Origin of the sequence: Marichromatium sp. AB31 (genome assembly GCF_003718685.1) — a bacterium.
GTDB classification, from domain to species: domain Bacteria; phylum Pseudomonadota; class Gammaproteobacteria; order Chromatiales; family Chromatiaceae; genus Marichromatium; species Marichromatium gracile.
Map to the genome: position 1 here is coordinate 55927 of NZ_RHFI01000012.1, position 24037 is coordinate 79963.

A 24037-nucleotide genomic window follows, 5' to 3' on the forward strand; every position below is an offset into this window, starting at 1 on the left:
GCTGGGGAGGCTGGGGAGGCTGAAGGCTGGAGACGACCCCGCCGCGAACAGACAGGAGCGCGAGCGGGGTCGTAGAGAGGCGCTAACGACGCCTGAGCACGGCGCCCTTTGGCGTGCGGACCATCTCGAAGGCGTTGGTATAGGAGCCGACCGATTCGGAGGCTCCGACGAAGAGATAGCCACCCGGCTCCATCTGTTTGGCAATGCCGTCAAAAACCCGACGCTTGGTCTCGGCCGAGAAATAGATCAGCACGTTGCGACAGAAGACGATCTCGAACTTGCCGAGCGCGGCATAGGACTCCATCAGGTTGAGCTTCTGGAAGCGGACCCGACGCTGGATATCGGGCTTGATGCGATGCCCGTTGGGCACGGTCTCGAAGAAACGGTCGCGCCGTTCCTTGCTCAGGCCGCGCACGATCCCAAGCCCATCGTAGACACCACCACGCGCCTCGGCGAGCACGGTATCGGAGAGATCGGTGCCGAGCACGCTGGTCTGGATGTTCTTCGGCGGAAAGCTCTGCTCCCACTCGGCCAGCACCATGGCGATGCTGTAAGGCTCCTGACCGCTCGAGCAGGCCGCCGACCAGATGCGGATCGGGCGTTTCTTTTCCGCCAGCTCGGGCAGGACCACGTGGCGCAGGATCTCGAACGGATAGACATCACGAAACCAGGAGGTCTCGTTGGTGGTCATCGCGTCGATCACACGCGACTTGAGCGTCGGGTCCGCAGAGCGGCGCAGCGCGCGCAGCAGCTCCTCGACACTGGAGAAGGAGAACTCACCGAGCAGGCGCGAGAGCCGACTGGAGACGAGATACTGACGATTCTCACCCAGCACCAAGCCGCAGCACTCGGAGAGAAAGCGCGAGAATTCTGCGTAGTCTTGCGGATCTATCACGACAGACCTCTGGCCAAACGTCCGTTCGCATCCGCCATGCACTGGCGCAGGACCACGCTGATCGAATCACTCAATGGAATACTCACACTTTCTATGCATCAGGAAGACTGTAAGGGCCATCTCGCTCAGGAGTCGTCCGCGGGTCGGCCACCATGCTTCATCACCATCGCGGCCAACTCGTCCGGATCGAACTTCGGCAGGAAGTCATCGGCCCCGGCGCGCTTGACCATATCGGCGTTGAACTGCCCGCTCAGCGAGGAGTGCAGCACCACCGGCAGATCCTTGAGCTTGCTATTGTCGCGGATCTTGCGGGTCAGGGTATAGCCGTCCATACGCGGCATCTCGATGTCGGAGATCACCATCTCGATGGTGTCCGAGACAGCGCCAGTCTCGGCCAGCTCCTCGAGGAAGTCGAGCGCGGCGCGACCATCGGAGCGGGTCTCGACCTGGAAACCGATCTCGCCAATGGCGCGCTCGATCTGCTTGCGCGCAACCATCGAGTCGTCGACCACCAGGATCGACTTGTGATGATCGATGTGCTCGGCCCGCTCCAGGGTGGTCTCCGAGACATCTTCCTTGAGCTGATTGATGGCAGCGAACACCCGCTCGACATCGATGATCTGCACCAGCCGCCCCTCGACCTCGGTGACCGCCACCAGATAGCTTTCCTGTTCGGTCCCTCGTGGCGGCGGCTTCACCGTCTCCCAGTTGACGTTGACGATACGATCCACCGCCGAGACCCAGAAGCCCTGCACCGAACGGTTGAACTCGGTGACGATCACCTTGGCATCGGTATCATCCCCCGGCCGGTCGACGAAGCCGATGGCCTGCGCCAGATCGATGATCGAGACCGTGCGGTCACGGATCGTCGCCACGCCGCGCACGATCGCGCTCGCCCCGGGCAACTGCTGCAGCTTGGGGCGAGCGATCACCTCGCGAACCTTGAACACATTGATACCGAACGTCTGGTCGCTGCCGAGGTGGAACAGCAGCAGCTCCATGCGATTCTGCCCCACCATGCGGGTACGTTGATCGACGTCGTCAATAAACTGACTCATCTACCACCTCCAAGTCGAGGCCCGCCGGCCCGGGTGATCATGCCTGAGCATGATAGCCTAAGCCGACAGGCTTCATGAACGAATTCGGCGCAGCCGTCCTCTCCCACTCGTCTCTCCGGGGCATCATGACCCAACGAGACGCCACCACCGACCCTGCCCCGGGCTACGCTCAGGCGCGATTTCTGCATGCCATGGCGTATCGGACAGCCGACCCGGCGCGTCGGCACCCCGCCAGCATCCATTCAGCGGTGATCCCCATGCAACCATCCACCTCTATCGACAACCCGACACGGCGCACCATCAGCCTGGCGATCGCCCTCGCCGGTCTCCTCAGCCTGCTGTTGTGGCCAGCGCAGCACCCCCAGGCTGGCGAGATCGAGTCGGTCGAGCGACTCCGCGATACCGTGGCCACCTATCTCTCGGCGATCACCCAAACGACGGGGACGGACGAGATCGAGGTCCTGGTCGGCCAGATCGACGCCCGCCTGCGACTGGCGCGGTGTGATCGTACGCCGAACGCCAGTCTCGCCCCCGGCGCCCGCACCAGCGGCTCGACCACCGTCAACCTGCGCTGCTCCGAGCCGGTGCAATGGTCGATCTTCGTCCCCGCCCGTATCGAGCGCCACACCCAGGTCGTGGTGGTCGCCAGGCCGATCGCCCGCGAGCAGCGTATCCAGGCAACCGACCTGCGGCGTGAACGCCAGGAGGTCTCGAGCCTGAGCGGTGGTTACTTCAGGGACCCGAACGCCGTGATCGGCATGGAAGCGCGCCGCGCGCTCACTCCGGGGCAAGTCATCACCAGCGCCCACGTCGCCCCGCGCAAGCTCGTCGAGCGCGGACAGCTCGTCACCATCTACTCGGGAGACGGCGGCCTGATGGTCCGAATGTCCGGCGAGGCGCTCGAGGATGGAGCGGCGGGAGAGCGCATCCGCGTGCGCAACCGCTCCTCGCGCCGGATCGTCGAAGGCTATGTGGAACCCTCCGGGCATATCCACGTACCATTGTAGCCATATGGTGGGGCTGCGACGGGCACACGACAATGGACTACAGTTTCCTGGTCGACGGCCGTTATCAGCTGTGAGCCCACGTCGATCGGAAGCAACGCCAATGGACATCAAGAACCTCACCACGACCGCGTTTCGCACCGAAGGCAACAACTCCGCCGGCAACGGCGTGCGCGGTGGCGCCAAGGCGCCCGAGGGCGAGGCCCAGGCACGTCCGGGCGTCGAGGGTGGGGAGACGGTCACGTTGACCTCAGCGGCCAAGAGCATGAGCGCATCGCGTGGCGAATCGACCGAGCCGCCGATCGACGAGGCCAAGGTCGCGAAGATCAAGCAGGCCATCGCCGAGGGGCGCTATCCGATCGACAACCAGCAGCTCGCCGACAGCGTCATCGAGTTCGAGCAACTGCTGGCCTGAATCACCGTCTGACTTGAGGTTGGCCCATGGAGCACACCGGTCCCTTCGCCCACTCGCTCGAAACGGCGATCGCCCTGGCGACCCGTCTGGAGCAGGCGTTGCTCGACGAGACCCGGGCGATCGAGCTGCGCGATCCCGATGAGTTGCAGCGCGTCGTCGCCGGCAAGCAGCAGCTCGCCGACCAGCTCGAGGAAGAGACGTTACGCATGAAGCAATGGGTCGAGGACACCGGCTACACCTTCGACGCTCAGGGCGTGGAGCGGCTGCTCGAGCGCGTTGATCCACGACGCGACCTCACCCCGCGCTGGGATGCGCTGCGGGGCTACGTGGTGCGCTGCGACCAACTCAACCGCACCAATGCCACACTGATCAATCGTGATCGCAAGCGCGTCACCCTGTCGCTGCGCATCCTCCGCGGCGAGGACCCCAACGCCACCACCTACGACCCGCGCGGCCAGGCCAACAACGGCACCCCGCACAGTCGCACCATCAGCCGCGCCTGACAGGCCGACCTCGCCCTGGCCGGAGCCGGACGGCCCCTCCGCCAACCACAGACCGAGCAGCATCATGGCCGCAGAAGAGTTGATCACCAACCCCGGACGGATCTCGACCATCCTCAGCGACATGAATCACCGGCTGCTGGTGGTCAACGTCCGTCTCGATCCCGACGGCCCGCTGTTCGCCTCCTCGCTGATCCGTCTCGATGGTGAACAGCGCACACTGTTTCTCGACGAACTCCACCCCGAGGAGGGACATCAGCAGGTCGGCCAGGCCCATGAGATCCGCGTCTATGGCAACCTGCGCGGGATCGCGATCCGCTTCTCGACCCGGGTGGCCGACATCCTCGAGGAGGACGGCATCGCGCTCTACGCCTGCCCCTACCCCGAGGCACTCAACTATCTGCAGCGTCGCGAGATCTTCCGCGCCGCCCTGCCCTTTGGCGAGATCCGTCACGTTCGTCTGCACCACGTCAACTCCAGTGATACGCTCAACGGCCGGCTGCTCGACCTCTCGGCCAAGGGCTTCTGTCTCGAGGTCGACTGGAGCGATATCGCACGGGTCGAGCCCGGCACCCTGCTGCACTACTCGGGGATGCAGCTGCCGGTCCTGAACGCACCGCTGACCGGCGAGGCAGTCCTGATCAACAGCCGCCCCGTGGCCGAGCCCGGGCGCTTCGCCGCCGGTTTTCGTATCGTCAATCTCGATCAGGGCACCGAGCGCGCGCTGATGCGCGCAACCCTCCACTATCAGCGTGAGGCGCGCAAGGTCGCGGTCTGACCCGCGAGCCCCGCATCACGGCCCGCATGAGCGAACCCATCCCAGGTCAACCATTGCTGCAGCTGCTGAGCAGCAGCCGGATGCAGGGCAGCGCCACGGTACGACAGGCCCTGGAGCTGACCATTGGATTGAAGCTCGAGCTCGAGCTCGCCACACCGAACCGCACCCCAGCGCCCGCCCCGGGAGAGGTCTTCGCCCGGGTCCGTCCCCCGGGCCCGGGCACCAGCTGGTCGGCCCCGCTGCAACTGCGCTTGCTGGCACCACTGCCATCCACGCAGTCGCCAGCACAGGCCAGCGCCCCACAGCCCAGTCCTCAGCTCCCGGGGGCGGCGACATCGACATCAACGCCGCCGCCCCAACCGAACGCCGCGCCCCTGCCCACGCGGCCAACCGCCGAGGTCATCGCGCTGCGCCCGATCCCGACGCTACGGCTACTCCCCGCCCAACCGCCTCCCGCACCGCTCGCGCCCCCTTCGGCAACGCTTGCAAACAGCGAGACGATGACACGCGACTGGCTCACCCAACAGGTCAGGCTGCACCTGCCACAGGCACGCGCACTCGCCGAGACCCTCACCGAATGGAGCAGACGACTCACGACCCAGGAGGCCATCGGCACGGCCCAACCCAAGGGGCAGACGCCGGCCCCGAGCACCGCCGCCGTCCCACTCAACGACCGACTCGAGCGTCTGATCAGCCGCCTGCCCGGCCCCAGCACACTCACTGAGCCCGGCGGACTGCAGCGTGCCGTCGAGGGATCAGGGATCTGGCTCGAGGCCCGGCTCGCGCAACTCGCGCTCACACCCGGAGCGCTCACCGATGCGAGTCTCGGTGAGGATCTCAAGGCACAGCTGTTGCAGTTCGCCGACCAGATCAGGCGTCACAACCGGGATGCGGCCGACACCACGGCCCGCACCGCCACGCCCGCCGTGATCAACGCCGGTAAGGCGTTGGAGCACGAGACCGAAGGCATGCTCAAGCAGCTCGTCAGCCTCCAGCTACAACCCTTGGAGCAGGAGACCGAACAGCCGCGCTGGGTGCTCGACCTGCCCTATCGACACAGCGGCGGTGTCGGCACCGTTCAGGCCGAGATCGAACGCGAGCGAAGACAAGGCGAGGTCGAGGAGGCTGGATGGACGATCCGGCTGCGGCTGGATCTGGCCGAACTCGGCCCGCTCTCGATTCGCCTGACCCTCAAGGGGCAGCGGTTGAGCGCGAGCCTGCTGGCCGAGCGCGCGCCGACCGCGGCGCTGCTGCGCAGCAGACTGCCGCTGCTGCGCGAACAGCTCGAGGCGCGTGAACTCGAGGTCACCGCCCTGCACGCGGGCCAGGGCCAGACGGCGAACCCGACGCGTCACCCCGGGCCACTGATCAGCGAGCAGGCATGAGCAAGCACGATGATCTTCCCGAGGAGACGCCGAGCAAGGCGGTCGCGTTGCACTGGGACACGCGCAACGCGCCACGCATCACCGCCTCGGGGCTGGGCGTCACCGCCGAGCAGATCGTGCGTATCGCCGAGGCCCACGACATCCCGCTGCACGCCGACCGCCAGCTCGCCGAGGCATTGGCACAGATCCCGATCGGCGACGAGATCCCGGCGGAACTCTATGTCGCCGTCGCCGAGGTCCTGGCATTCGTGTTCGCACTTGCCGGAATCGACCCGCGCCAGCAACACCAGGAGCCGCACGAGCAGGACTGAAGATCGAGGCGCGCCGACGCCCAGGCGCTCTCAGGAACCCGTGTCGGACAGCCGATCGGAGGCGTACTCACCACCGATTCCGTGGCCATGCAGGCCGAAGAGCAGTTCGAGTTCGGCGTCGGTCAGGGCGCAGAGCCGACGGACCTGCTCCCGGCTCTGGCCATTGCGGATGAGCTTGATCGCCTGGGCATAGGGACTCTGATCGGCATCGCGCATGCGCATCTCGAGGCGCATCTCCTGCTGCTGATCGGCCAGGCGCTCCAGGGCATTGACCAGCATCACCCGATCCTGACCGCGATGGAAGCTCTCGCCGGCGATCACCCGAAGGTCGCGATGCAAGGTCTGCAGCACGGGATCAAAACGCCTCAGGTCGCGCCGCAACCTGCGTGTTTCGCGCCACAGATAGACGAAGGCGGCGAGCGCGAGCGCTGCCGCCAGCAGTGCCAGGATGGCCAGGATTTCCGCCAGACTGATCAAGGGCCCAGGCTCTCAGCGGTCAGCGGCGAGGCGCGGCCGCGATACAGGTCGCGACCCGGCTTCCCGGCTAGGCATACTCATCGATGAACCCCCGACGTTTCCTGCCGATCAGTCGGCGCGACACACCGCTTCCACCCGAGGTCGGTGGATCATCGCCGGGACGGCGACGCTCAGTTCGTCGTCGATCGCCCAGCCGCCGCTCCCCCTGCCGCCGCTCCTGCCGGCGACGTTCCAGCGCGCGTGGCGCGCCGGCACGACGCTCCTCTGAACGGCGTTCCATGCTGCGACGCTCGAGTCGACGACGCTCGCCCTGGCGCCGTTCGATCTGACGACGCTCGCGCAGCCCGGCTCGGCGACGCAGCAAAGGGCTCCACAGCGCGGCCGCCTGCCCCTGGTCCTCGTCCGAGTCGCGTCCCCTGAGACCGGATTGGACGGGTAGCATCGGCTTGATCGGATCGCTCATACACTCCCTCCTGAGCCGCCTCGACCACCCCTGGCCGGAAGCCGCGGGCCATGCACCCGCGGCACCCAGGATCAACCGACGCTACGTACCAGCTCCCACTCGTCATCGGAGAGCAGCTTCTCGAGGCTGATCAGGATCGTCAGCCCCTCCTCGGTACTGGTCACGCCGAGGATGAAGCGACTGCTCTGGTCATTGCCCACCGCCGGCGCCGGATCGACCGAGTCGGCATCGATCTGCACGACCTCCGCCACCGCATCGACCAGGATGCCGACATTCTGGTTGTCGATGTCGATGATGACGATGCGCGAGGCTTCATCGGGCGCACGCGGCGGCAGCCCCATGCGCCGGCGCGCATCGATCACGGTGACCACGTCGCCACGCAGGTTGATGATCCCGAGGATGTAATCGGGCACGCCGGGCACCGGCGCGATCTCGGTGATCTTGAGCACCTCCTGAACCTGCAGCACATCGATGGCATAGGTCTCCTCTGCCAGGCTGAAGGTTACGAAGGAGGAGGAGGTGCCCGCGGTGTTGGTCTGGGTGTTTGGTTCGCTCATGGATTCCTCGCCTTGATGTCCGGCCGTCACGCACCGCCGGAGGTCATTCTGAATGATGGTCGGCGGCGGCGCCCGGATCAATCCCCGGGTACGGCGCCGAACTCGTCCACCTCGGGGACAATATGATCACGCTTGAGCCATTCGGGCTCGACGCGTTCGTGAGAACGCGGCGGCGGCCCCGGCAGCACCACGATGGCCACACGCCGATTGCGCGCCCGCCCCTCGGCGGTGTCGTTGGAGGCGACAGGCTGGAACTCACCATAACCGATCGCCACCATGCGACGGGGATCGACGCCATTCTGCGCAAACAGATTGACCACCGTCGCCGCGCGCCCCGATGACAGCTCCCAGTTCGAGGGGTAGATCGAGTTACCGATCGGCAGATCATCGGTATGCCCCTCGACATGGATGCGCGAATCGCGCTTTGCCAGCACCTTGGCCACCTCTTCCAGGACCGGCAGGGCCGCCGGCTCGAGGGTCGCCGAGCCACTGAGGAACAGCAGGCTGGTGTTGATCTCGATCTCCAGCCAATAGGCCTGACGGTCGACCTGAATACGCCCGTCATCGACCAACCCGCCGAGCGCCCCTTCGATCTCACCGGCCATCTCGCCGATCTCGCGTAGTATCTCGCGCCTGCGCACATCCCCTCCCCCCTCGAGGATGCTGCGCATCGCGAGATCGGCGGACACATCGGTCATGTCGACCAGAGGATCGAGTAGCGCCGGGTCGAGCAGCGCCAGGCTGCTGCTGATCGGGGCGAGCGTGCGGCGCATGTCCTCACCGATCAAGGCATCGCCCGGCAATGGCTCACCGATCTGTATCGGCGAGACCTTGGGCTGCGACCCGAAGGCCTGCTCCAGCGAGTCGGAAAGCACTCGATACTTGCCAGCATCGATGCTCGAGACCGCATACATCACCACGAAGAAGGCCATCAGCAGGGTCACCAGATCCCCGTAGGGGATGGCCCAGGCCTCATGGTTGGTATGGTCGTCGTATCTGCGCCGTCGCGCCATGGACCGCCTCAACGCTGGATGAAGCCGCTCAGCTTGTTCTCGATGTTGCGCGGGTTCTCACCCTCTGCGATCGCCACCAACCCCTCGAGGAGCATCGTCTGATAATTGACGCGCGCCTGGATCAAGCCCTTGAGCTTGTTCGACACCGGCAGGAACAGCAGGTTGGCCGAGGCGATTCCGTAGATGGTGGCCACGAATGCTGCAGCAATCCCCGGGCCAAGCTTGCTCGGGTCGGCCAGATTCTGCATCACCGCCATCAACCCCATCACCGCCCCGATGATGCCGAGGGTCGGGGCATAGACCCCCATACTCTCGAAGACCCTGGCACCCTGCAGGTCGAAGTGCTCACGATTGTCGAGATCCGACTCGAGGATCTGTCTCAGCACCTGGGGCTCGGTGCCGTCGACGAGCAGCTGCAACCCCTTGCGGACGAAGGGATCGGTCTCTTGCTCGGAGAGCGCCTCGAGACCGAGCAGTCCCTCACGACGAGACAGATGCGCCCAGTCGACCAGGCGCTTGACCATCGCCAGGGGATCGAGCCTGGGGGTAAGCACCACCCAGGGCAGGATGCGCAATGCATGACGGAATACCGGCAGGCGGGCCTGGACCAGTGCCGCGCCCAGGGTCCCGATCACCACGATGGTGAAGGCGGCGAGATTCCACAGCGCGCCCAGCCCACTGCCCTTGGCGATGGAGCCCCCGACCACGGCCACCAGCCCCAGCAGGAGCCCGACCAGGGTCAGGACATCCATCTCAACAGAGGCTTTTGACGAGCGCCGGCCCGACATCCCTCAACGCAAGCACCTGATCGGCGAGCCCGGCCTCGATGACCGCCGCCGGCATCCCGAAGACCACCGAGCTGGCGGCGTCCTGGGCCCAGATCCGGGCCCCATGCTCCTTGAGCGCGCGCGCGCCCTCACGACCGTCGGCCCCCATTCCGGTGAGCACCACCGCCAGCACCTGACTGCGCAGCGCAGCGACGGCGGAGGTGAAGGTGATATCGACACTCGGCTTGTAGATGGTGCCGGGCGGGCTGTCGACGATCCGCACCCGTGGCTGCGATCCGCCCTCGAGCACCAGCTGCATGCCGCCGGGCGCGAGTAGCGCCACCCCCGGTTTGAGTGCATCCCCATTGGCCGCCTCGCGCACCTCGATCTGGCAGAGGTTGTTGAGGCGCTCGGCAAAGGCCGAGGTGAAGCTCGCCGGCATGTGCTGGACCACCACGATCGGCAGCGGGAACTGGCTCGGCAGCGCCTTGAGCACCTCTTGCAGCGCCACCGGCCCACCGGTCGAGGTGCCGATCAGCAACGCCCGCAACGAGCGTAACGACTCGCCGCGCACACTCGATGAGCGGGGCGGCGGGGCCGGGGTCGGCGACTGAGCCGGCGCCGAGGATGCGGGGGAGGCTGGCACATGACGCGCCTCGGCGCGCGCCGGGGCACGAGCCGCAGTCAGCGCGGGGCCACGTCCCCGGGCCAGCGCGCGCACCCGACGACGCAGCAGCATCTTGGCGCTGTCCTCGTCCTTGGCCATCTCGCTGAAGCGCTTGGGCAGGAAGTCCATCGCGCCTGCGTCCAGGGCATCGAGCGTGGCGGTCGCGCCATCCGTGGTGAGAGTCGAGAACATCAGGATCGGACGAGGCGACTCGGCCATGATCCGTCGTACCGCGGTGATGCCGTCCATCACCGGCATCTCGATATCCATGGTCACCACATCGGGCTTGAGGCGCTTGACCACCTCGATGGCCTCACGACCATCACCGGCGGTACCGACCACCTCGATGCCGATATCGGCATTCAGGATCTCGACGATACGACGTCGAAAGAAGGCGGAATCATCGACAACGACAACCTTGAGCGGCACGGATCAGCTCCCTGTGGCCAGTTCGGCGACCGTTTCCCGGCGACCGCCGAACTCCGAGCGCCCCATGACCTTGAGCAGCTCGGGGACATCGAGGATCAGTGCGATACCACCATCACCGGTAATCGTGGCCCCGGCGAGCCCGGAGACATGACGCAACCCGAGACCGAGCGGCTTGATCACCACCTCTTCCTGCCCCACCAGGCCGTCGACCACCAGGCCGACCTTGCGCTGTCCGACCTGGACCACCACGACATGGGCCTCGCCTCGTGGTCCCTCGTCCCGACCGGGGCGGACCCAGCGACCGATGTGATAGATCGGCAAGGCATGGCTGCGCACCACGATCGCCTCCTGCTCGTCGACGAAGCGGCTGCGCGAGAGGTCGAGGTCGAGGATCTCGGAGACCGAGGCGAGCGGAATGGCGAAACGCCGCCCGTCGAGGATCACCATCAACGCCGGCAGGATCGCGAGGGTGAGCGGCAGCTTGACCTGCAGCAGGGTGCCCCGGCCAAGCTCGGAGTCGATCTCGACGGAACCGTTGAGCTGGGCGATGCGGGTCTTGACCACATCCATCCCGACCCCGCGCCCGGAGACGTCGGAGATCTCTTCCTTGGTGGAAAAGCCTGCCATGAAGATGAGGTTGAAGGCATCGCGATCGGACAGCCGCTCGGCCATCGACGGCTCGAGCAGCCCCTTCTCCACCGCCTTCAGGCGCAGCGCCTGGGGATCCATGCCGCGGCCATCGTCCTCGATGGTCAGGGCGATGTGATCGCCCTCCTGCGCCGCACCCAGGATCACCCGCCCGCGCCGCGACTTGCCGGCGGCCTCGCGCACGTCGGGCATCTCGATGCCATGATCGACGGCGTTGCGGATCAAGTGCACCAGCGGATCGGCCAGGGCCTCGACAAGGTTCTTGTCGAGATCGGTCTCCTCGCCATAGGTCTGGAAGTCGATCTCCTTGCCGAGCGAGCGCGAGAGATCGCGGACCACACGCGGGAAGCGACTGAAGACCTTCTTGATCGGCTGCATCCGCGTCTTCATCACCGCCGACTGCAGATCAGCGGTGACCAGGGCGAGCGAGTTGATCGCCTTGGAAACCTCGTCGTCCTCGGTCTGCGAGCGCAGCATGCTCAACCGGTTACGCACCAGCACCAACTCGCCGACCAGATTCATGATCTCGTCGAGTCGGTTGGTATCGACCCGCACCGAGGTCTCGGTCGGAGTGGCAGCCTGTTTGACGGCACGCGCCGCAGCCGCCGCAGCACTGCTCTCGCCCTCGGGCTTCGGCGCCGGCTTGGCGGGGGCGGGCGCGGTGCTCGGCTGTGGCGCCGGCGGGGGTGAGGAAGGCGCGCTCTCGGCCGCCGCCTTCGGCGCGGGCGCCGCAGTGAAGGCGCCCTTGCCGTGGAGCTGATCGAGCAGGTTCTCGAACTCCTCGTCGGTGATGAGGTCGGTATCCTCGCCGGCGGGCTCTTCCTCGACTGGCGGCCCGCCCGCAGCCGAGACCTCGGCGGAAGTCGACGCGGTCGGCTCCGGGGGCACAGACTCGGCGGGCGCAGCACCGGACTGGGGCTGACCGCTGAGCGCATCGAGCAACGCCTCGAACTCCTGCTCGGTGATTTCATCCGCGGGCTCGGCACCCGCCGCCACGGACTCGGAGGGCGGCTCAGGCGCCGCCTCGGGCTCGGCAGGCACCGGCTCGACGGGAGCCGGGGGCGGCTCGGGGGCCGCCGCCGCAGGCGAGGCCAGCTGCTCGAGTTCGGCGATCAGTTCGGGCGCGGCGGGCTCGGGCTCCTTGCCCGATTGCAGGTCGCCGAACATGACGTTGACGACGTCGAGCACCCGCAGCACCGTATCCATCAACTGCGCATCGACATGACGCTCGCCGTTGCGCAGCAGATTGAACACGTCCTCGGCATGATGACAGACCGAGACCAGCGCATTGAGGTTGAGAAAGCCCGCGCCACCCTTGATGGTATGAAAACTGCGGAAGACCGAATTGAGCAGGTCGCGGTTCGCCGGATCCTGCTCCAGATCGATCAGTTGCTCGTTCAAGCCTTCGAGCAGCTCGCCGGCCTCGACCAGGAAATCCTGAAGAATTTCGTCATTCGGGTCGATTGGCATTCACCTTATCCTCTGAACTCGATGGGCTCGGGCAACTAGAAGCCGAGACTGGACAGCAGGGCATCGACGTCGTCCTGACCCGAAACGACATCCCCGAGATCGTCGCTGGTGTTGGGCACCGCCGGCCCGACACCACCCCGGGCGGGTTCCTCGGCCTTCTCGACGGTCGGCTCGACGGGCTTGGCGACAGCCCCTTCCATGCGTCCGCTGGAGAGTCGAATCAAGCCGACTAGGTTCTCCTCGACGTCCTGAACCAGACGGATGACCCGCCCGATGATCTGGCCGGTAAGGTCCTGGAAGTCCTGGGCCATCATGACCTCGGACATCAGCGAGCGCAGCCGCTCGGTCTCCTGACCGGTGGCGGAGAAGAAGGCGTCGAGCTCGCGCGCGAACTCGCGGAACTCATCGAGCGAGAGCTCGCGGCGCCGGAACCGCCCCCAACGCTCGGAGAGCCGCACCGCGCTGTCATGTACCCGCTCGGCGATCGGCAAGCCCTCGTCGACCGCATTGAGGGTGCGGTGCGTGGCCTGCTCGGTCATGGTGACGACATAGGAGAGCCGCTCCTTGGCGTCCGGGATCTCGTCCTGGGTGATCTCGACCAGACGCGAGTCGCCGCGGAAGCTCTGCAGCGCTTCGTGCAGCTCGCGGGTCAGCTTGCCGAGCTCCTCGAACAGCTCACGCTCGTAGGGGAAGCGCAACTGCTGGATGACCAGACGCGCGCCTTCCTCATCGCCGTTTTGGAGGTGTTCGACCAGCTCCTGCGCAAGTGCAAGCTGTGCGGTCAAACGTGTTTCGTCATTGTCCATCGATTGTTCCCAGGCCGAACGAAAAGGCTACCCGTGACATGGCTGGGCCGGCCATGGAGGCACGTGCCGGAGTGGGCTGAGTCCATGTGTCAGCGCCAGGGGCGAACGATGAGGCGACGGCCGGCGCAGCGCGAGACAGTCGCTTCAGCCCGACCCTAGCCTGCGACCCGCTCGAAGATCTTATCGATCTTTTCCTTCAGTGTCTCGGCGGTGAAGGGCTTGACGATATAGCCGTTGACGCCAGCCTGGGCCGCCTCGACGATCTGCTCGCGCTTGGCCTCGGCCGTCACCATCAGCACCGGCAGCTCCTTGAGCTCAGGGTCGGCGCGGACCTGGCGCAGCAGCTCGATGCCTTCCATGTTGGGCATGTTCCAGTCGGTGATGAGGAAATCGAAGCCACCGCTCTTGAGCATCGGCAAGGCCGTGCTGCCGTCGTCGGCCTCCATGGTGTTATTGAACCCCAGCTCGCGCAGCAGGTTCTTGATGATGCGTCTCATCGTGGAGAAATCGTCCACGACGAGGATCTTCATGCCTTTGTCCACACTGAACTCCCAGTGTCAATTGTCGGATTTATCGATCACAACAGCGACTCACTGCCCTCGCCGGTCCAGTCGGACAACCGTGAGCGCAAGCGGTGCAAGGCCTGACTGCGGATCTGGCTGACACGCGACTCGGTGATGCCGAGCACGGCGCCGATCTCGCGCAGGTTCAACGCCTCGTTGTAATACAGGTTCATGACCAGGCGCTCGCGCTCCGGCAAGCCACCCAGGGCCTGGGCCAGTGCCAGGCGAAACTGCGCCTGAGCGAGCTGCTCCGGGGGCGAATCCTCCGTCCCCGCCAACCAGCGATCGGCTTCCATCTCCGGGCCGCCCAGGTCTTCGATGCCGAGGACGTTGGCGCTCGCACTGTCCTGCAGCATCGCATGATAGTCCGCCAGCCCGATCTCAAGCTCGGCGGCGACCTCGGCGTCGCTCGCCGTGCGCCCCTCGCGCGTCTCCACCTCACGGATGGCTGCGGCGATGCGACGGGTGTTGCGATGGACCGAGCGCGGGGTCCAGTCCGCGCGGCGCAGTTCATCGATCATCGCGCCACGGATGCGTATGGTCGCATAGGTCGCGAAGGTCGCGCCCTGTCCCGCCTGGAACTGGCGCGCGGCCTCGATCAGCCCCACCATGCCCGACTGGACCAGGTCGTCGAGCTGCACCGACGGCGGTAGACGCGCCGCCAGATGATGCGCGATACGCTGTACCAGATCGACATTGGCCGCAACCAGCTCGTCGGGCCGGTCGGCCAGGCTAGGATACCCCTGCAATGGACGTTTCGGGGCCATCAGGCACTTTGCAACATCCGTTCGACGAAAAAGCCGATCCCGCCCAGGTCGGTCTCGGTGATGGGCCAACGATCGACCCGGGTCGCCAACTCGGTGAAGGCGCGCCCCGAGGGACTGCCCGGATACAGGTCGACCACAGGCCCGCGCCGCTGCACGGCCCGACGCAGGTTGTCGTCGAGCGGGATGATACCCGAGGCCTCGAGCATCACCTCCGGCAGGTACTGGGCGCAGACGGCCGAGAGCTTGCGCACCAGACGCCGACCGGCCTCCGGCGAGCTCAACATGTTGCAGACCATGCGGAAACGACGCAAGCCGTGATCCTGGTGCAGCACCTTGATCAGTGCATAGGCGTCGGTGAGCGATGCCGGCTCGTCACAGACCACCACCATCACTTCCTGAACCGCCTTGCAGAAGGCGGTGACCGACTCCTGGACGCCGGCCGAGGTATCGACGATGAGCACGTCGAGCGGCTGACGGTAGGAGCTGAAGGCACGGATCAGCCCGGCATGCTCGGCGGGGCTGAGATTGGCCATGCTGGCGATACCCGAGGCCGAGGGCACCAGCTGCATGCCCTGCGGGCCTTGCACCAACACATCCTCGAGTCCCTCGACCCGCCCTTCGACGAGATCGTACAGGGTCTTGGTCGGGCGCAGTCCGAGCAGCAGATCGGCGTTGGCCAGACCGAGGTCGGCGTCGAACAGCATCACCCGCCGTCCCATGCGCGCGAGCGCGACGGCGAGATTGACCGAGACATTGGTCTTGCCGACGCCCCCCTTGCCGCTGGCGACGGCGATACTCCTGAGCCGATTGCTAGGCGGTTGCATGGGCAGGCGTCCTGAAGGGCAAGACCGACTCCAGAACCATGCTGCCCTGTTCACCAGACGTCCGCGTGGACGCCGGCATCGCGTTCATTGCCAGACCATCGAGAGAGGCGCGGGCGCCGCCCGGCGCACGCATGGCGTGCGCCCGCTCCTGGAGCGCCAAGCGGGTGAGATAGAGTGTATCGACCTTGTGGAAATCTTCGGTCATGCGTTGACCATCGCTATAAAAAATCAAACCGAGCCGCTGCTCCATCAACACGGACAGGGTCTCGCCGAGCTGTTCCGTCTCGTCCACCTTGGTCAACACCAGGGCCGAGGGTTCGCTCGACTGGAACGCCTCGAGCACCTGTCTGAGCACCATCGACTGATGGGTAGCGGCAATTACCAGCCAGGTCTCGAGCTCGATGCGCTCGCGCACCTGCGCAAACAATCGACGCTCGGCGGCATCACGCGCGGCATGCCCGGCCGTATCGATGAGAATCAGTCTGCCATCACCGGCGCGACTCGACAACGCCGCCAGCTCATGCTCGTTCTCGAGCAGCATCACCGAGACCCCGGCCATCTGCCCGAACGCCTGCAACTGCTTGTAGGCGCCAATGCGCTGGCGGTCAAGTGAGACCAGGCTGACCGAGTCGCGTCCCATGCGCCGGATCTGGCGCAGCGCCAACCGCGCCAGGGTGGTGGTCTTGCCCACCCCGGTCGGCCCCACCAGCGCCAGCATGCCCCCATGGTCGAGCACCGGCGACTGTGCCGTCGGGATCGCCGCCGAGAGCCGCGCGCGCAGCCGCGACCAGGCGCTCTCGACCGAGGTCTCCTCGAGGATCCCGCCGGCGAGACTGCGCGCGAGCTTCTCGGTGAAGCCACAATCGGTCAGGCGCGTCACCAGTTCGGCGGCGAGCGGATGACGCGCCGCCCAGCGCGCCGACTCGCTGGCGTTCTGGTGTTGCACCAGCAGGCTGCGCAGGTCGCAGAGTTCACGCCGCATGGCCGCGATCTCGGGGTCGGTGGGCAGGGTCGCGGTCGCCGGCACCGCCGGGCGCGGAGCACGCGCCTCGGGCGCGCTCGCGCGCTCGCGGCGTGGCGCACGGGTCGGTACCGTCGGTGCCGGCGCGGCGGCCTGATCGCCCTCGTCGAGCGCGGCGATCACCTCCAGCATGCCATCGACCCGACGACTCGACAGGATCACCGCATCCGGTCCCTGCAGCTCGCGCACCTGACGCATCGCGTCGCGCATGTCCCGTGCCGTATAGCGCCTCACACTCATGGTCGTACTCCTGCTCGCTCAATCATGCCTTTGCCGGAGCGGCGTCGCCCTGCCCCACGGTGGCCACCACCCGGATCTTGCGGTTGTCCGGGATCTCGGTGAAGGCCAGCACCGTCAGGCTGCTGACGGCGCCGCGCAACCAGCTCGCGACCCAGGTACGGATCTCCGGGGCGACCACCAGCACCGCTGGCGCCCCCTCCATCTCCTGGCGTCTGGCCGCGTCGGCCACCGAACGCTGAACCCGCTCAGCCAGTCCGGGTTCGAGCCCGACGGTCTCGCCCTGACTGCCTCGCAGCGACTTATGCAAGAGTTGCTCCAATGTTGGCTCAAGGGCGATCAACGGCAGCTCGCCCGCAGGCCCGACCAGGTCCTGGACGATCGAGCGCGCCAGCGCGACCCGCACCGCCGCGGTCAGAGCGCCGGGATCTTGACTCTTCTGCGCCTGCTCCGCCAGGGTCTCGGCGATGGTGCGCATGTCGCGGATCGAGACCTGCTCGGCGAGCAGGTTCTGCATCACCTTGAGGATCGCGCTCAGCGACAGCGTCTTCGAGAGCAGGTTCTCGACCAGCTTGGGCGAGCGCCGGCCGAGCTGATCGAGCAGGTGCTGGACCTCTTCGTGACCGATCAGTCGGTGGGCATTCTCGCGAAACACCTGCGAGAGATGGGTGGCGATCACGGTCGCGGCATCGACCACGGTGTAGCCCGCGCCCTGGGCGTTCTCGCGATCGCTCGGATCGATCCACAACGCATCGAGGTTGAAGGTCGGGTCCTTGGTCGGGGTGCCGGGGACGGTGCCGAAGACCTGTCCCGGGTTGATCGCCAGCTCGCGATCGGGGAAGACCTCGGCCTCGGCCTGGGTGACCCCGAGCAGCGAGATACGGTAGTGGTTGGGACCGAGCTCGAGGTTATCGCGGATGTGCACCGGCTGGATGAGAAATCCGAGCTCCTGCGAGAGCTTGCGCCGAATGCCCTTGATCCGTCCCATCAGCTGCCCGTTCTGGCCGCGATCGACCAGCGGGATGAGCCGGTAGCCGACCTCGAGCGCGACCAGGTCGACCGGCGGCACATCCTCCCAGGAGAGTTCGCGCTCCTCCGGCGCCGGCGGCATCTCCACCCCGGGCGGGAGCTGGTCGACCTCCTCGGCGCCGGCCGGCTGGGCGCTGCGACGACTGAGCAGATAGCCGCCGCCGGCCATCATCGCCGCAAGCCCGAGGAAGACCATATTCGGCATCCCCGGGATGGCGCCGAGGATGCCGAGCACGGCGGCGGCGACGAACAGTGCCCGCGGGTTCTCGAACATCTGTCCGAACACCTGCTGCCCCATGTCCTGCGCCGTCGAGGTGCGGGTGACGATGATCGCCGTGGCCGAGGAGAGCATCAGCGAGGGGATCTGCGCCACCAGCCCGTCGCCGATGGTCAACAGCACATAGACGTTGCCGGCCTCGCCGAAGGACATGCCGTGCTGGGTGGTGCCGATGACGATGCCGCCGAGGATATTGATGAAGAGGATGAGGATGCCGGCGATGGCGTCCCCGCGCACGAACTTGCTCGCACCATCCATCGAGCCGTAGAAGTCGGCCTCCTGGGCGATGTCCTCGCGCCGCGTACGCGCCTCGTCCTGGGTGATCAGCCCGGAGTTGAGATCGGCGTCGATGGCCATCTGCTTGCCCGGCATGGCATCGAGGGTAAAACGCGCGCTGACCTCGGAGATACGCCCCGCGCCCTTGGTGACCACCACGAAGTTGATGATCACCAGGATGGTGAAGACCACCAGACCGACGGCGAAGTTACCGCCGAGCACGAAGTCGCCGAAGGCCTGGATCACCTGCCCGGCGGCATCGGTGCCATCGGCGCCGCGCAGCAGGATCACCCGGGTCGAGGCGACGTTGAGCGCAAGACGCAGCAGGGTGGCGAGCAGCAACACCGAGGGGAAGGCGGCGAAATCGACCGGGCGCGGGGTGTAGACGGCCACCATCACCACGATCAGCGACAGCGAGATGTTGAAGGTGAACAGCAGATCGAGCGCCAGCGGCGGCAGCGGCAGCACCATCATCGACAGCAGCGCGATGAGCAGCAGCGGCGCGCCCAGCCCGAGCCGGCTCAGGCCCCCGAGGCGTTCACTGAATCCGGCCACTAGCGTTTACCCCGTGCGGCGCGGGCGGCCTCGCGCGGATCGAGATATTCATCGGGCACAGGCAGATCGGTCGGCATCGATACCTCGGGGTCGTGACGCTTGAGCTGATAGACATAGGCGAGGATGCGCGCCACGGCGACGAACAACCCACCGGGGATCTCCTCGCCGAGATCGGTGGTGAAATAGATCGCACGCGCCACCCGCGGCGCCTCCACCCGGATGATGTCGTGCTCGTCGGCGAGCCCGCGAATCGCCCCGGCGACCTCGCCAACCCCCTTGGCGAGCAGCCGTGGAGCACGCATTCGCGCCGGCTCGTAGACGATGGCCACGGCATAGCGGGTGGGGTTGGTGATGACCACGTCGGCCTTGGGCACCTCGGCCATCATCCGCCGGCTGGCCATCTCCTGCTGCAGTTGACGGATGCGTCCCTTGACCTCGGGCTTGCCGTCGGTCTCCTTGTACTCGTCCTTGAGCTCCTGACGGGTCATGCGCAGCTGCTTGTTGTGGTTCCACAGCTGGAAGGGTACGTCGACCGCAGCAATCAGCACCAGCGCCGCCGAGACCAGCAGAAAGATCCATACTGCCATGTCGGCGGTATGGAAGATCGCCTCCTTGAGCGGCTCCTCGCCGAGATGCAGCAACTCGTCGGAAACGCTCCAGAGCACCATGCCGGCGACCAGGGAGACGATCACGAACTTGGCAAGTGTCTTGCCAAGTTCGAGCAGTGCCTGGGCGGAGAACTGGCGCTTGATCCCCTTGAGCGGATTGAGCTTGTCGAGCTTGGGGGACATCGCCTGCGCCGAGAAGTTGGCACCGCCGATCAGGATCGGCCCGAGTAGCGCGACCACGAAGAGCAACGCGAACAGCGGCGCGAGGGTCAGCAACGCGCGACCGATCTGGCTGGCCAGATAGGGCAGCAGTCGCTGGGTGTCGTAGAACAGCTCGCGCTCCAGGGTGAAGCCATCGGCCATCTGGGCGGCGAGCTGGCCGCCGAGATGACCACCGAAGAACACCATGAAGCCGGCACCGGCGAGCAACACCATCAGGGTGTTGAACTCTCGCGAGCGTGGCACCTGGCCTTTTTCGCGCGCCTCGCGTTGGCGTTTGGCGGTCGGTTCTTCGGTTTTTTCCTGGCCGTTCTCGTTCTCGGCCATGTCACACCCCGAGCAGCCGCTGGATCAGCAGGAAAGCGGCGGTGAGCAGATCCCCGATCCGCGCCGGCAGCCCCGGCAGGATCAGTATGATGAGCACGAACCCCATCAGCAGGGTCACCGGGAAACCGACCGCGAAGATGTTGAGCTGAGGCGCGGCACGGGTGACCACGCCCATGGCGAGATTGACCAGCAACAACGAGGCCACCGCCGGCAGCGCGATCAGCAAGGCGCCGGCGAACATGGTGGTACCGAACCCGGCGATGCGCCAGAAGTCCTCGGCAACCAGCCCCTGCATCCCCACCGGCATCACCTCGAAGCTCAGGGTCATCAGCTGGAGCAACACCAGATGGGCATCGAAGGCGAGGAACAAGAGCGTGGTGAGGATCACGAAGTACTGCGACACCATCGGCACCTGTACCCCGCCGGCGGGGTCGATCACCGAGGCGAAGCCCAATCCCATCGACAAGGCAATGCTCTCGCCGGCCAGGGTCACGGCGGCGAAGACCAGCTGGGCGACAAAGCCCATCATGACACCGATCAGCACCTGCTGGAGGGCGACCACCAACCCCTCCATGCTGAGTGGATCGATGGCGGGAAACGGTGGCAACAGGGGTGCGACCAGGATCGCCAGCAACAAGCCCAGCGACAGCCGGACACGGGCGTTGACGGTCCGGGCGCCGAAGATCGGCGCGACCAGCAGCATGGCGCTGATGCGCACAAAGGGCCAGACGAACATCCCCACCCAGTCGAGCAGGGTGTCGAACGAGATCACCATCCGCGGTTCAGCCGATCAGCTCGGGGATGCTGTGATAAAGCCTGATGGTGTAGTCGGTGACCAGCGCCAGCATCCAGTGGCCGGTGAACAGCAGCGCCACCCCCATGCCGAGCAGCTTGGGGATGAAGGTCAGCGTCATCTCCTGGATCTGGGTGGCGGCCTGGATCATCCCGATCGCCAAACCGACGGCGAGCGCGGTCAGCAGCGCCGGGGCCGAGAGCAGCACCACGACCATGCCCGCGTCCTTGCCGACGTCGATCACCATTTCGGGAGTCATAGCATCATCCTCAACTGTAGAAACTCTGCGCCAGGGTGCCCATCAGCAGCGGCCAGCCGTCGATCAGCACGAACAGCATGATCTTGAACGGCAACGAGATGATCAGCGGCGAGAGCATCATCATGCCCATCGACATCAGCACGCTGGCCACCACCAGATCGATGATCAGGAAGGGGATCAGGATGAGGAAGCCGATCTGGAAGGCGGTCTTGAGTTCGCTGGTGACGAAGGCCGGCACCAGCATGCTCAAGGGGATCGCCTCGGGCGAGTCGAAACCGTCGATGCCGCGGATCTCGGCGAACATCGCCAGGTCGGTCTCGCGGGTCTGGGCGATCATGAAGCGCCGCAGCGGCTCCACCGCCTGACCGATCGCCGCCTCGGTGCTGATCTCCTCGTCCATGTAGGGCTTGACCGCGGTGTCGTAGACCTCCTGGAACACCGGCGCCATGATGAACAGGGTGAGAAACAGCGCCAGCCCGAGGAGCACCTGGTTGGAGGGCGTCTGGGTGGTCCCCAGCCCCTGGCGCAACAACGCCAGCACCACGATGATGCGGGTGAAGGAGGTCATCATGATCAGCACCGACGGCAACAGCGTCAGCAGCGTCATCAACAGCAGCACCTGGAGGGTGACCGAGTAGGTCTGCCCACCGTCGGCGCCATCGGTGACGGTCACCGCAGCAAGCCCCCCCGGCTGCCCCAGGGCGAGCCCCGGCAGCAACAGCAACGCGAGCAACAACCAGTGACGCGCGCTCACGACCGCCCCCGCCGACCCAGACTCTGCTTGAGCAGCGTGGCGAAATCGACCCCGCCACCGTTCTCCGGCGGCGCGACGCTCACCGGCTTGCGCAGCCGGTGCAGGGTACGCATGCCGGTGGCGCCGGCGGCGATCAGCAGCTGCTCCTCGCCGACCTGGACCAGCAGCAGTCGGTCGCGCGCACCGATGGCGCGTACCGCGAGGATCGAGATCGGCTGGTCAGCGGCCCGCCCCACCCCGCCGGGCAGCCGGCGCAGCAGCCAGGCCAGGCCGAGGATGGCGGCGATCACCAGCACCAGCGCGCCGAAGAGCTGCGCCAGATATCCGGCGCTGGTCAGCTCGACATCGGCGCACCAGGCCGCCCCCGGGAGCAGCGCCAGGATGCCGACGAGGATTGGCGTCGAGCTCGACCGCATTGATCTCATTTGAGTTTTCGCACACGCTCGCTGGGACTGATGACGTCGGTCAGACGGATACCGAACTTCTCGTTGACCACCACGACTTCACCATGAGCAATGAGCGTGCCATTGACCAGGACGTCGAGCGGCGCACCGGCCAGCCGGTCGAGCTCCACCACCGAGCCCTGATTGAGCTGGAGCAGGTTGCGGATCGGGATCTTGGCCCGGCCGATCTCCATCGAGATGGTCACCGGCACGTCGAGGATCATGTTGAGGTTGACGTTGTCCGACGGCGGCGTCTGATTGTCGGTGAAGTCCTCCGGCGTCATCGGCTGTGGCGAACCGGCGCCGAACTCATGGATGGCCCCACCCGGCGTCGTCTGCGGCGGGGTATCGGACTCCTTCTGCTCCTCGAGTGCCGCCGCCCAGTCGTCGGCCAGCGCGGCATCGTCCTGGCCCTTGCCTTTCTCCGGACTCATGGCGTCGTCGTCTCCTTGCTCCCTTGCAGGAATTCAGTGATCTTGATGGCGTTGTTGCCGTTCGAGGTGCCGAACTTGCCCCGAAATGTCGGGATATCCTCGACGTTGAGCACCACGGTCTCCGGCAGCTCGACCGGGATGATGTCGCCGGGGCGGACATCGAGCAGTTCGCGCACCGTCAAGGTCGCCTCGGTGAGCATCGAGAAGATCTCCACCTCGGCGATCTGCACCTCCTCCTGGAGCGCGTGCAACCAACGCTCGTCGACCCCGGAGCGGTCGGACTGCAGACCGGTGTCGAGCAGCTCGCGGATCGGCTCGATCATCGAGTAGGGCAGGGTCACGTGGAGGTTGCCGCCGCCGCCCTCGAGTTCGATGTGGAAATCGTTGATCACCACGATCTCGGTGGGACTGACGATGTTGGCGAACTGCGGATTGACCTCCGAGTTGACGTACTCGAAGGTCAGGTCCATCACCGGCTCCCAGGCCTTCTTCATGTCGTCGAAGGCGGCATGGAGCAGGTTCTGGATGACGCGCAGCTCCATCGGGGTGAAGTCACGGCCCTCGATGCGCGAGTAATAGCGCCCGTCGCCGCCGAAGAAGTTGTCGACCAGGGTGAACACCAGCCGCGGGTCGAAGACGAACAACGCGGTGCCGTGCAGCGGCGTCACCCGCACCAGGTTGAGGCTGGTGGGGACGTAGAGCGAGTGGATGTACTCGGAGAACTTGGTGACCTTGGTGCCGACCACCGAGATCTCCGAGGAGCGACGCAACAGGTTGAACAGGTGCACGCGCAGATAGCGGGCGAAGCGCTCGTTGATCATGTCGAGCGTGGGCATTCGCCCACGCACGATGCGCTCCTCGCTGGCGAGATTGAAGGGCCGGATCTGGCCATCGGCCGGATAGGGGTTGTCCTCGGTATCGATATCCCCGCTGTCGACACCATGCAACAGCGCATCGATCTCGTCCTGACTGAGGATGTCGGTCTGCTGGGCCATCGCCGCCTGTCCT

Annotated in this window: 28 protein-coding genes; 6 read left to right on the plus strand and 22 right to left on the minus strand. The window is 66.1% G+C overall.

Annotated features, from left to right (window positions below; translation table 11 throughout):
* Positions 1-82: 82 nt before the first annotated feature.
* Together EBL84_RS10610 and EBL84_RS10615 are read right to left on the minus strand one after the other, a co-directional pair.
* Positions 83-895 carry a protein-glutamate O-methyltransferase CheR gene (locus EBL84_RS10610; RefSeq protein WP_123140784.1) on the minus strand — a complete coding sequence of 271 codons (813 nt, stop codon included), beginning with the start codon at positions 893-895 and terminating at the stop codon, positions 83-85.
* Positions 896-1020: 125 nt separating this feature from the next.
* Positions 1021-1953, minus strand: coding sequence for a chemotaxis protein CheV (locus tag EBL84_RS10615; protein ID WP_123140785.1), 933 nt, complete (start codon positions 1951-1953; stop codon positions 1021-1023).
* A gap of 257 nt (positions 1954-2210) precedes the next feature.
* Here EBL84_RS10615 and flgA point away from each other — a divergent pair, with 257 nt between their 5' ends.
* From flgA to EBL84_RS10645, 6 genes are all read left to right on the plus strand, one after another.
* Positions 2211-2960: a flagellar basal body P-ring formation chaperone FlgA gene (gene flgA, locus EBL84_RS10620; protein WP_123140786.1), complete on the plus strand. Its 750-nt coding sequence runs from the start codon at positions 2211-2213 to the stop codon at positions 2958-2960.
* Between the two features lie 100 nt (positions 2961-3060).
* Positions 3061-3372 carry a flagellar biosynthesis anti-sigma factor FlgM gene (gene flgM, locus EBL84_RS17100; RefSeq protein ID WP_165913552.1) on the plus strand — a complete coding sequence of 104 codons (312 nt, stop codon included), beginning with the start codon at positions 3061-3063 and terminating at the stop codon, positions 3370-3372.
* Between the two features lie 26 nt (positions 3373-3398).
* Positions 3399-3875: a flagella synthesis protein FlgN gene (locus EBL84_RS10630; RefSeq protein WP_062274522.1), complete on the plus strand. Its 477-nt coding sequence runs from the start codon at positions 3399-3401 to the stop codon at positions 3873-3875.
* Positions 3876-3939: 64 nt separating this feature from the next.
* Positions 3940-4650: a flagellar brake protein gene (locus EBL84_RS10635; RefSeq protein ID WP_123140788.1), complete on the plus strand. Its 711-nt coding sequence runs from the start codon at positions 3940-3942 to the stop codon at positions 4648-4650.
* Between the two features lie 500 nt (positions 4651-5150).
* Positions 5151-6035: a flagellar hook-length control protein FliK gene (locus tag EBL84_RS10640; protein ID WP_123140789.1), complete on the plus strand. Its 885-nt coding sequence runs from the start codon at positions 5151-5153 to the stop codon at positions 6033-6035.
* Positions 6032-6346, plus strand: a complete 315-nt coding sequence (locus EBL84_RS10645) for an EscU/YscU/HrcU family type III secretion system export apparatus switch protein (protein ID WP_123140790.1) — start codon at positions 6032-6034, stop codon at positions 6344-6346. The genes EBL84_RS10640 and EBL84_RS10645 overlap by 4 nt, the downstream gene beginning before the upstream one ends.
* 30 nt (positions 6347-6376) lie before the next feature.
* On the opposite strand, the gene EBL84_RS10650 is transcribed toward EBL84_RS10645, so the two are convergent.
* The 20 genes from EBL84_RS10650 to fliM all read right to left on the minus strand — a co-directional run bounded on the left by EBL84_RS10650 (position 6377) and on the right by fliM (position 24024).
* A complete protein-coding gene (locus EBL84_RS10650) occupies positions 6377-6823 on the minus strand; it encodes a DUF2802 domain-containing protein (RefSeq protein ID WP_123140791.1) in 447 nt (148 codons plus the stop codon).
* Positions 6824-6890: 67 nt separating this feature from the next.
* On the minus strand, positions 6891-7286 hold the full coding sequence (locus EBL84_RS10655) for a hypothetical protein (RefSeq protein ID WP_123140792.1): 396 nt from the start codon (positions 7284-7286) through the stop codon (positions 6891-6893).
* Positions 7287-7357: 71 nt separating this feature from the next.
* Complete coding sequence (locus EBL84_RS10660) at positions 7358-7843, minus strand: chemotaxis protein CheW (RefSeq protein ID WP_123140793.1); 486 nt, start codon at positions 7841-7843, stop codon at positions 7358-7360.
* A 77-nt stretch (positions 7844-7920) separates the two neighbouring features.
* A complete protein-coding gene (gene motD, locus EBL84_RS10665) occupies positions 7921-8856 on the minus strand; it encodes a flagellar motor protein MotD (RefSeq protein ID WP_123140794.1) in 936 nt (311 codons plus the stop codon).
* Between the two features lie 8 nt (positions 8857-8864).
* Positions 8865-9608: a flagellar motor protein gene (locus tag EBL84_RS10670; RefSeq protein ID WP_123140795.1), complete on the minus strand. Its 744-nt coding sequence runs from the start codon at positions 9606-9608 to the stop codon at positions 8865-8867.
* 1 nt (position 9609) lies between these two features.
* The gene (locus tag EBL84_RS10675; RefSeq protein ID WP_123140796.1) at positions 9610-10719 is read right to left on the minus strand and encodes a chemotaxis response regulator protein-glutamate methylesterase; all 1110 of its coding nucleotides are present in this window, start codon (positions 10717-10719) and stop codon (positions 9610-9612) included.
* A gap of 3 nt (positions 10720-10722) precedes the next feature.
* Positions 10723-12837 (minus strand): chemotaxis protein CheA, encoded by a 2115-nt coding sequence (locus EBL84_RS10680; RefSeq protein WP_123140797.1) that lies wholly within the window; start codon positions 12835-12837, stop codon positions 10723-10725.
* A gap of 35 nt (positions 12838-12872) precedes the next feature.
* Positions 12873-13643 carry a protein phosphatase CheZ gene (locus tag EBL84_RS10685; RefSeq protein ID WP_123140798.1) on the minus strand — a complete coding sequence of 257 codons (771 nt, stop codon included), beginning with the start codon at positions 13641-13643 and terminating at the stop codon, positions 12873-12875.
* Between the two features lie 155 nt (positions 13644-13798).
* Positions 13799-14173, minus strand: coding sequence for a chemotaxis response regulator CheY (gene cheY, locus EBL84_RS10690; RefSeq protein WP_005224626.1), 375 nt, complete (start codon positions 14171-14173; stop codon positions 13799-13801).
* Positions 14174-14220: 47 nt separating this feature from the next.
* On the minus strand, positions 14221-14976 hold the full coding sequence (locus EBL84_RS10695; RefSeq protein WP_369957890.1) for an RNA polymerase sigma factor FliA: 756 nt from the start codon (positions 14974-14976) through the stop codon (positions 14221-14223).
* Positions 14973-15797, minus strand: a complete 825-nt coding sequence (locus tag EBL84_RS10700; RefSeq protein ID WP_123140800.1) for a MinD/ParA family protein — start codon at positions 15795-15797, stop codon at positions 14973-14975. The genes EBL84_RS10695 and EBL84_RS10700 overlap by 4 nt, the downstream gene beginning before the upstream one ends.
* The gene (gene flhF, locus EBL84_RS10705; protein WP_123140801.1) at positions 15784-17058 is read right to left on the minus strand and encodes a flagellar biosynthesis protein FlhF; all 1275 of its coding nucleotides are present in this window, start codon (positions 17056-17058) and stop codon (positions 15784-15786) included. Before flhF ends, EBL84_RS10700 begins: the two co-directional genes overlap by 14 nt.
* A 22-nt stretch (positions 17059-17080) precedes the next feature.
* On the minus strand, positions 17081-19192 hold the full coding sequence (gene flhA / locus EBL84_RS10710) for a flagellar biosynthesis protein FlhA (protein WP_123140802.1): 2112 nt from the start codon (positions 19190-19192) through the stop codon (positions 17081-17083).
* Complete coding sequence (gene flhB, locus EBL84_RS10715) at positions 19192-20346, minus strand: flagellar biosynthesis protein FlhB (RefSeq protein ID WP_123140803.1); 1155 nt, start codon at positions 20344-20346, stop codon at positions 19192-19194. The genes flhA and flhB overlap by 1 nt, the downstream gene beginning before the upstream one ends.
* A 1-nt stretch (position 20347) precedes the next feature.
* Complete coding sequence (fliR, locus tag EBL84_RS10720; protein ID WP_123140804.1) at positions 20348-21121, minus strand: flagellar biosynthetic protein FliR; 774 nt, start codon at positions 21119-21121, stop codon at positions 20348-20350.
* Positions 21122-21128: 7 nt separating this feature from the next.
* Complete coding sequence (fliQ, locus tag EBL84_RS10725) at positions 21129-21398, minus strand: flagellar biosynthesis protein FliQ (protein WP_005224619.1); 270 nt, start codon at positions 21396-21398, stop codon at positions 21129-21131.
* 10 nt (positions 21399-21408) lie between these two features.
* On the minus strand, positions 21409-22152 hold the full coding sequence (fliP, locus tag EBL84_RS10730) for a flagellar type III secretion system pore protein FliP (protein ID WP_123140805.1): 744 nt from the start codon (positions 22150-22152) through the stop codon (positions 21409-21411).
* Entirely contained in the window at positions 22149-22568 is a 420-nt protein-coding gene (gene fliO / locus EBL84_RS10735; protein WP_223806996.1) for a flagellar biosynthetic protein FliO, read from the minus strand. Before fliO ends, fliP begins: the two co-directional genes overlap by 4 nt.
* A 5-nt stretch (positions 22569-22573) precedes the next feature.
* On the minus strand, positions 22574-23029 hold the full coding sequence (gene fliN / locus EBL84_RS10740) for a flagellar motor switch protein FliN (protein WP_190287937.1): 456 nt from the start codon (positions 23027-23029) through the stop codon (positions 22574-22576).
* Positions 23026-24024, minus strand: a complete 999-nt coding sequence (gene fliM / locus EBL84_RS10745) for a flagellar motor switch protein FliM (RefSeq protein ID WP_123140808.1) — start codon at positions 24022-24024, stop codon at positions 23026-23028. The genes fliN and fliM overlap by 4 nt, the downstream gene beginning before the upstream one ends.
* Between the last annotated feature and the right edge of the window lie 13 nt (positions 24025-24037).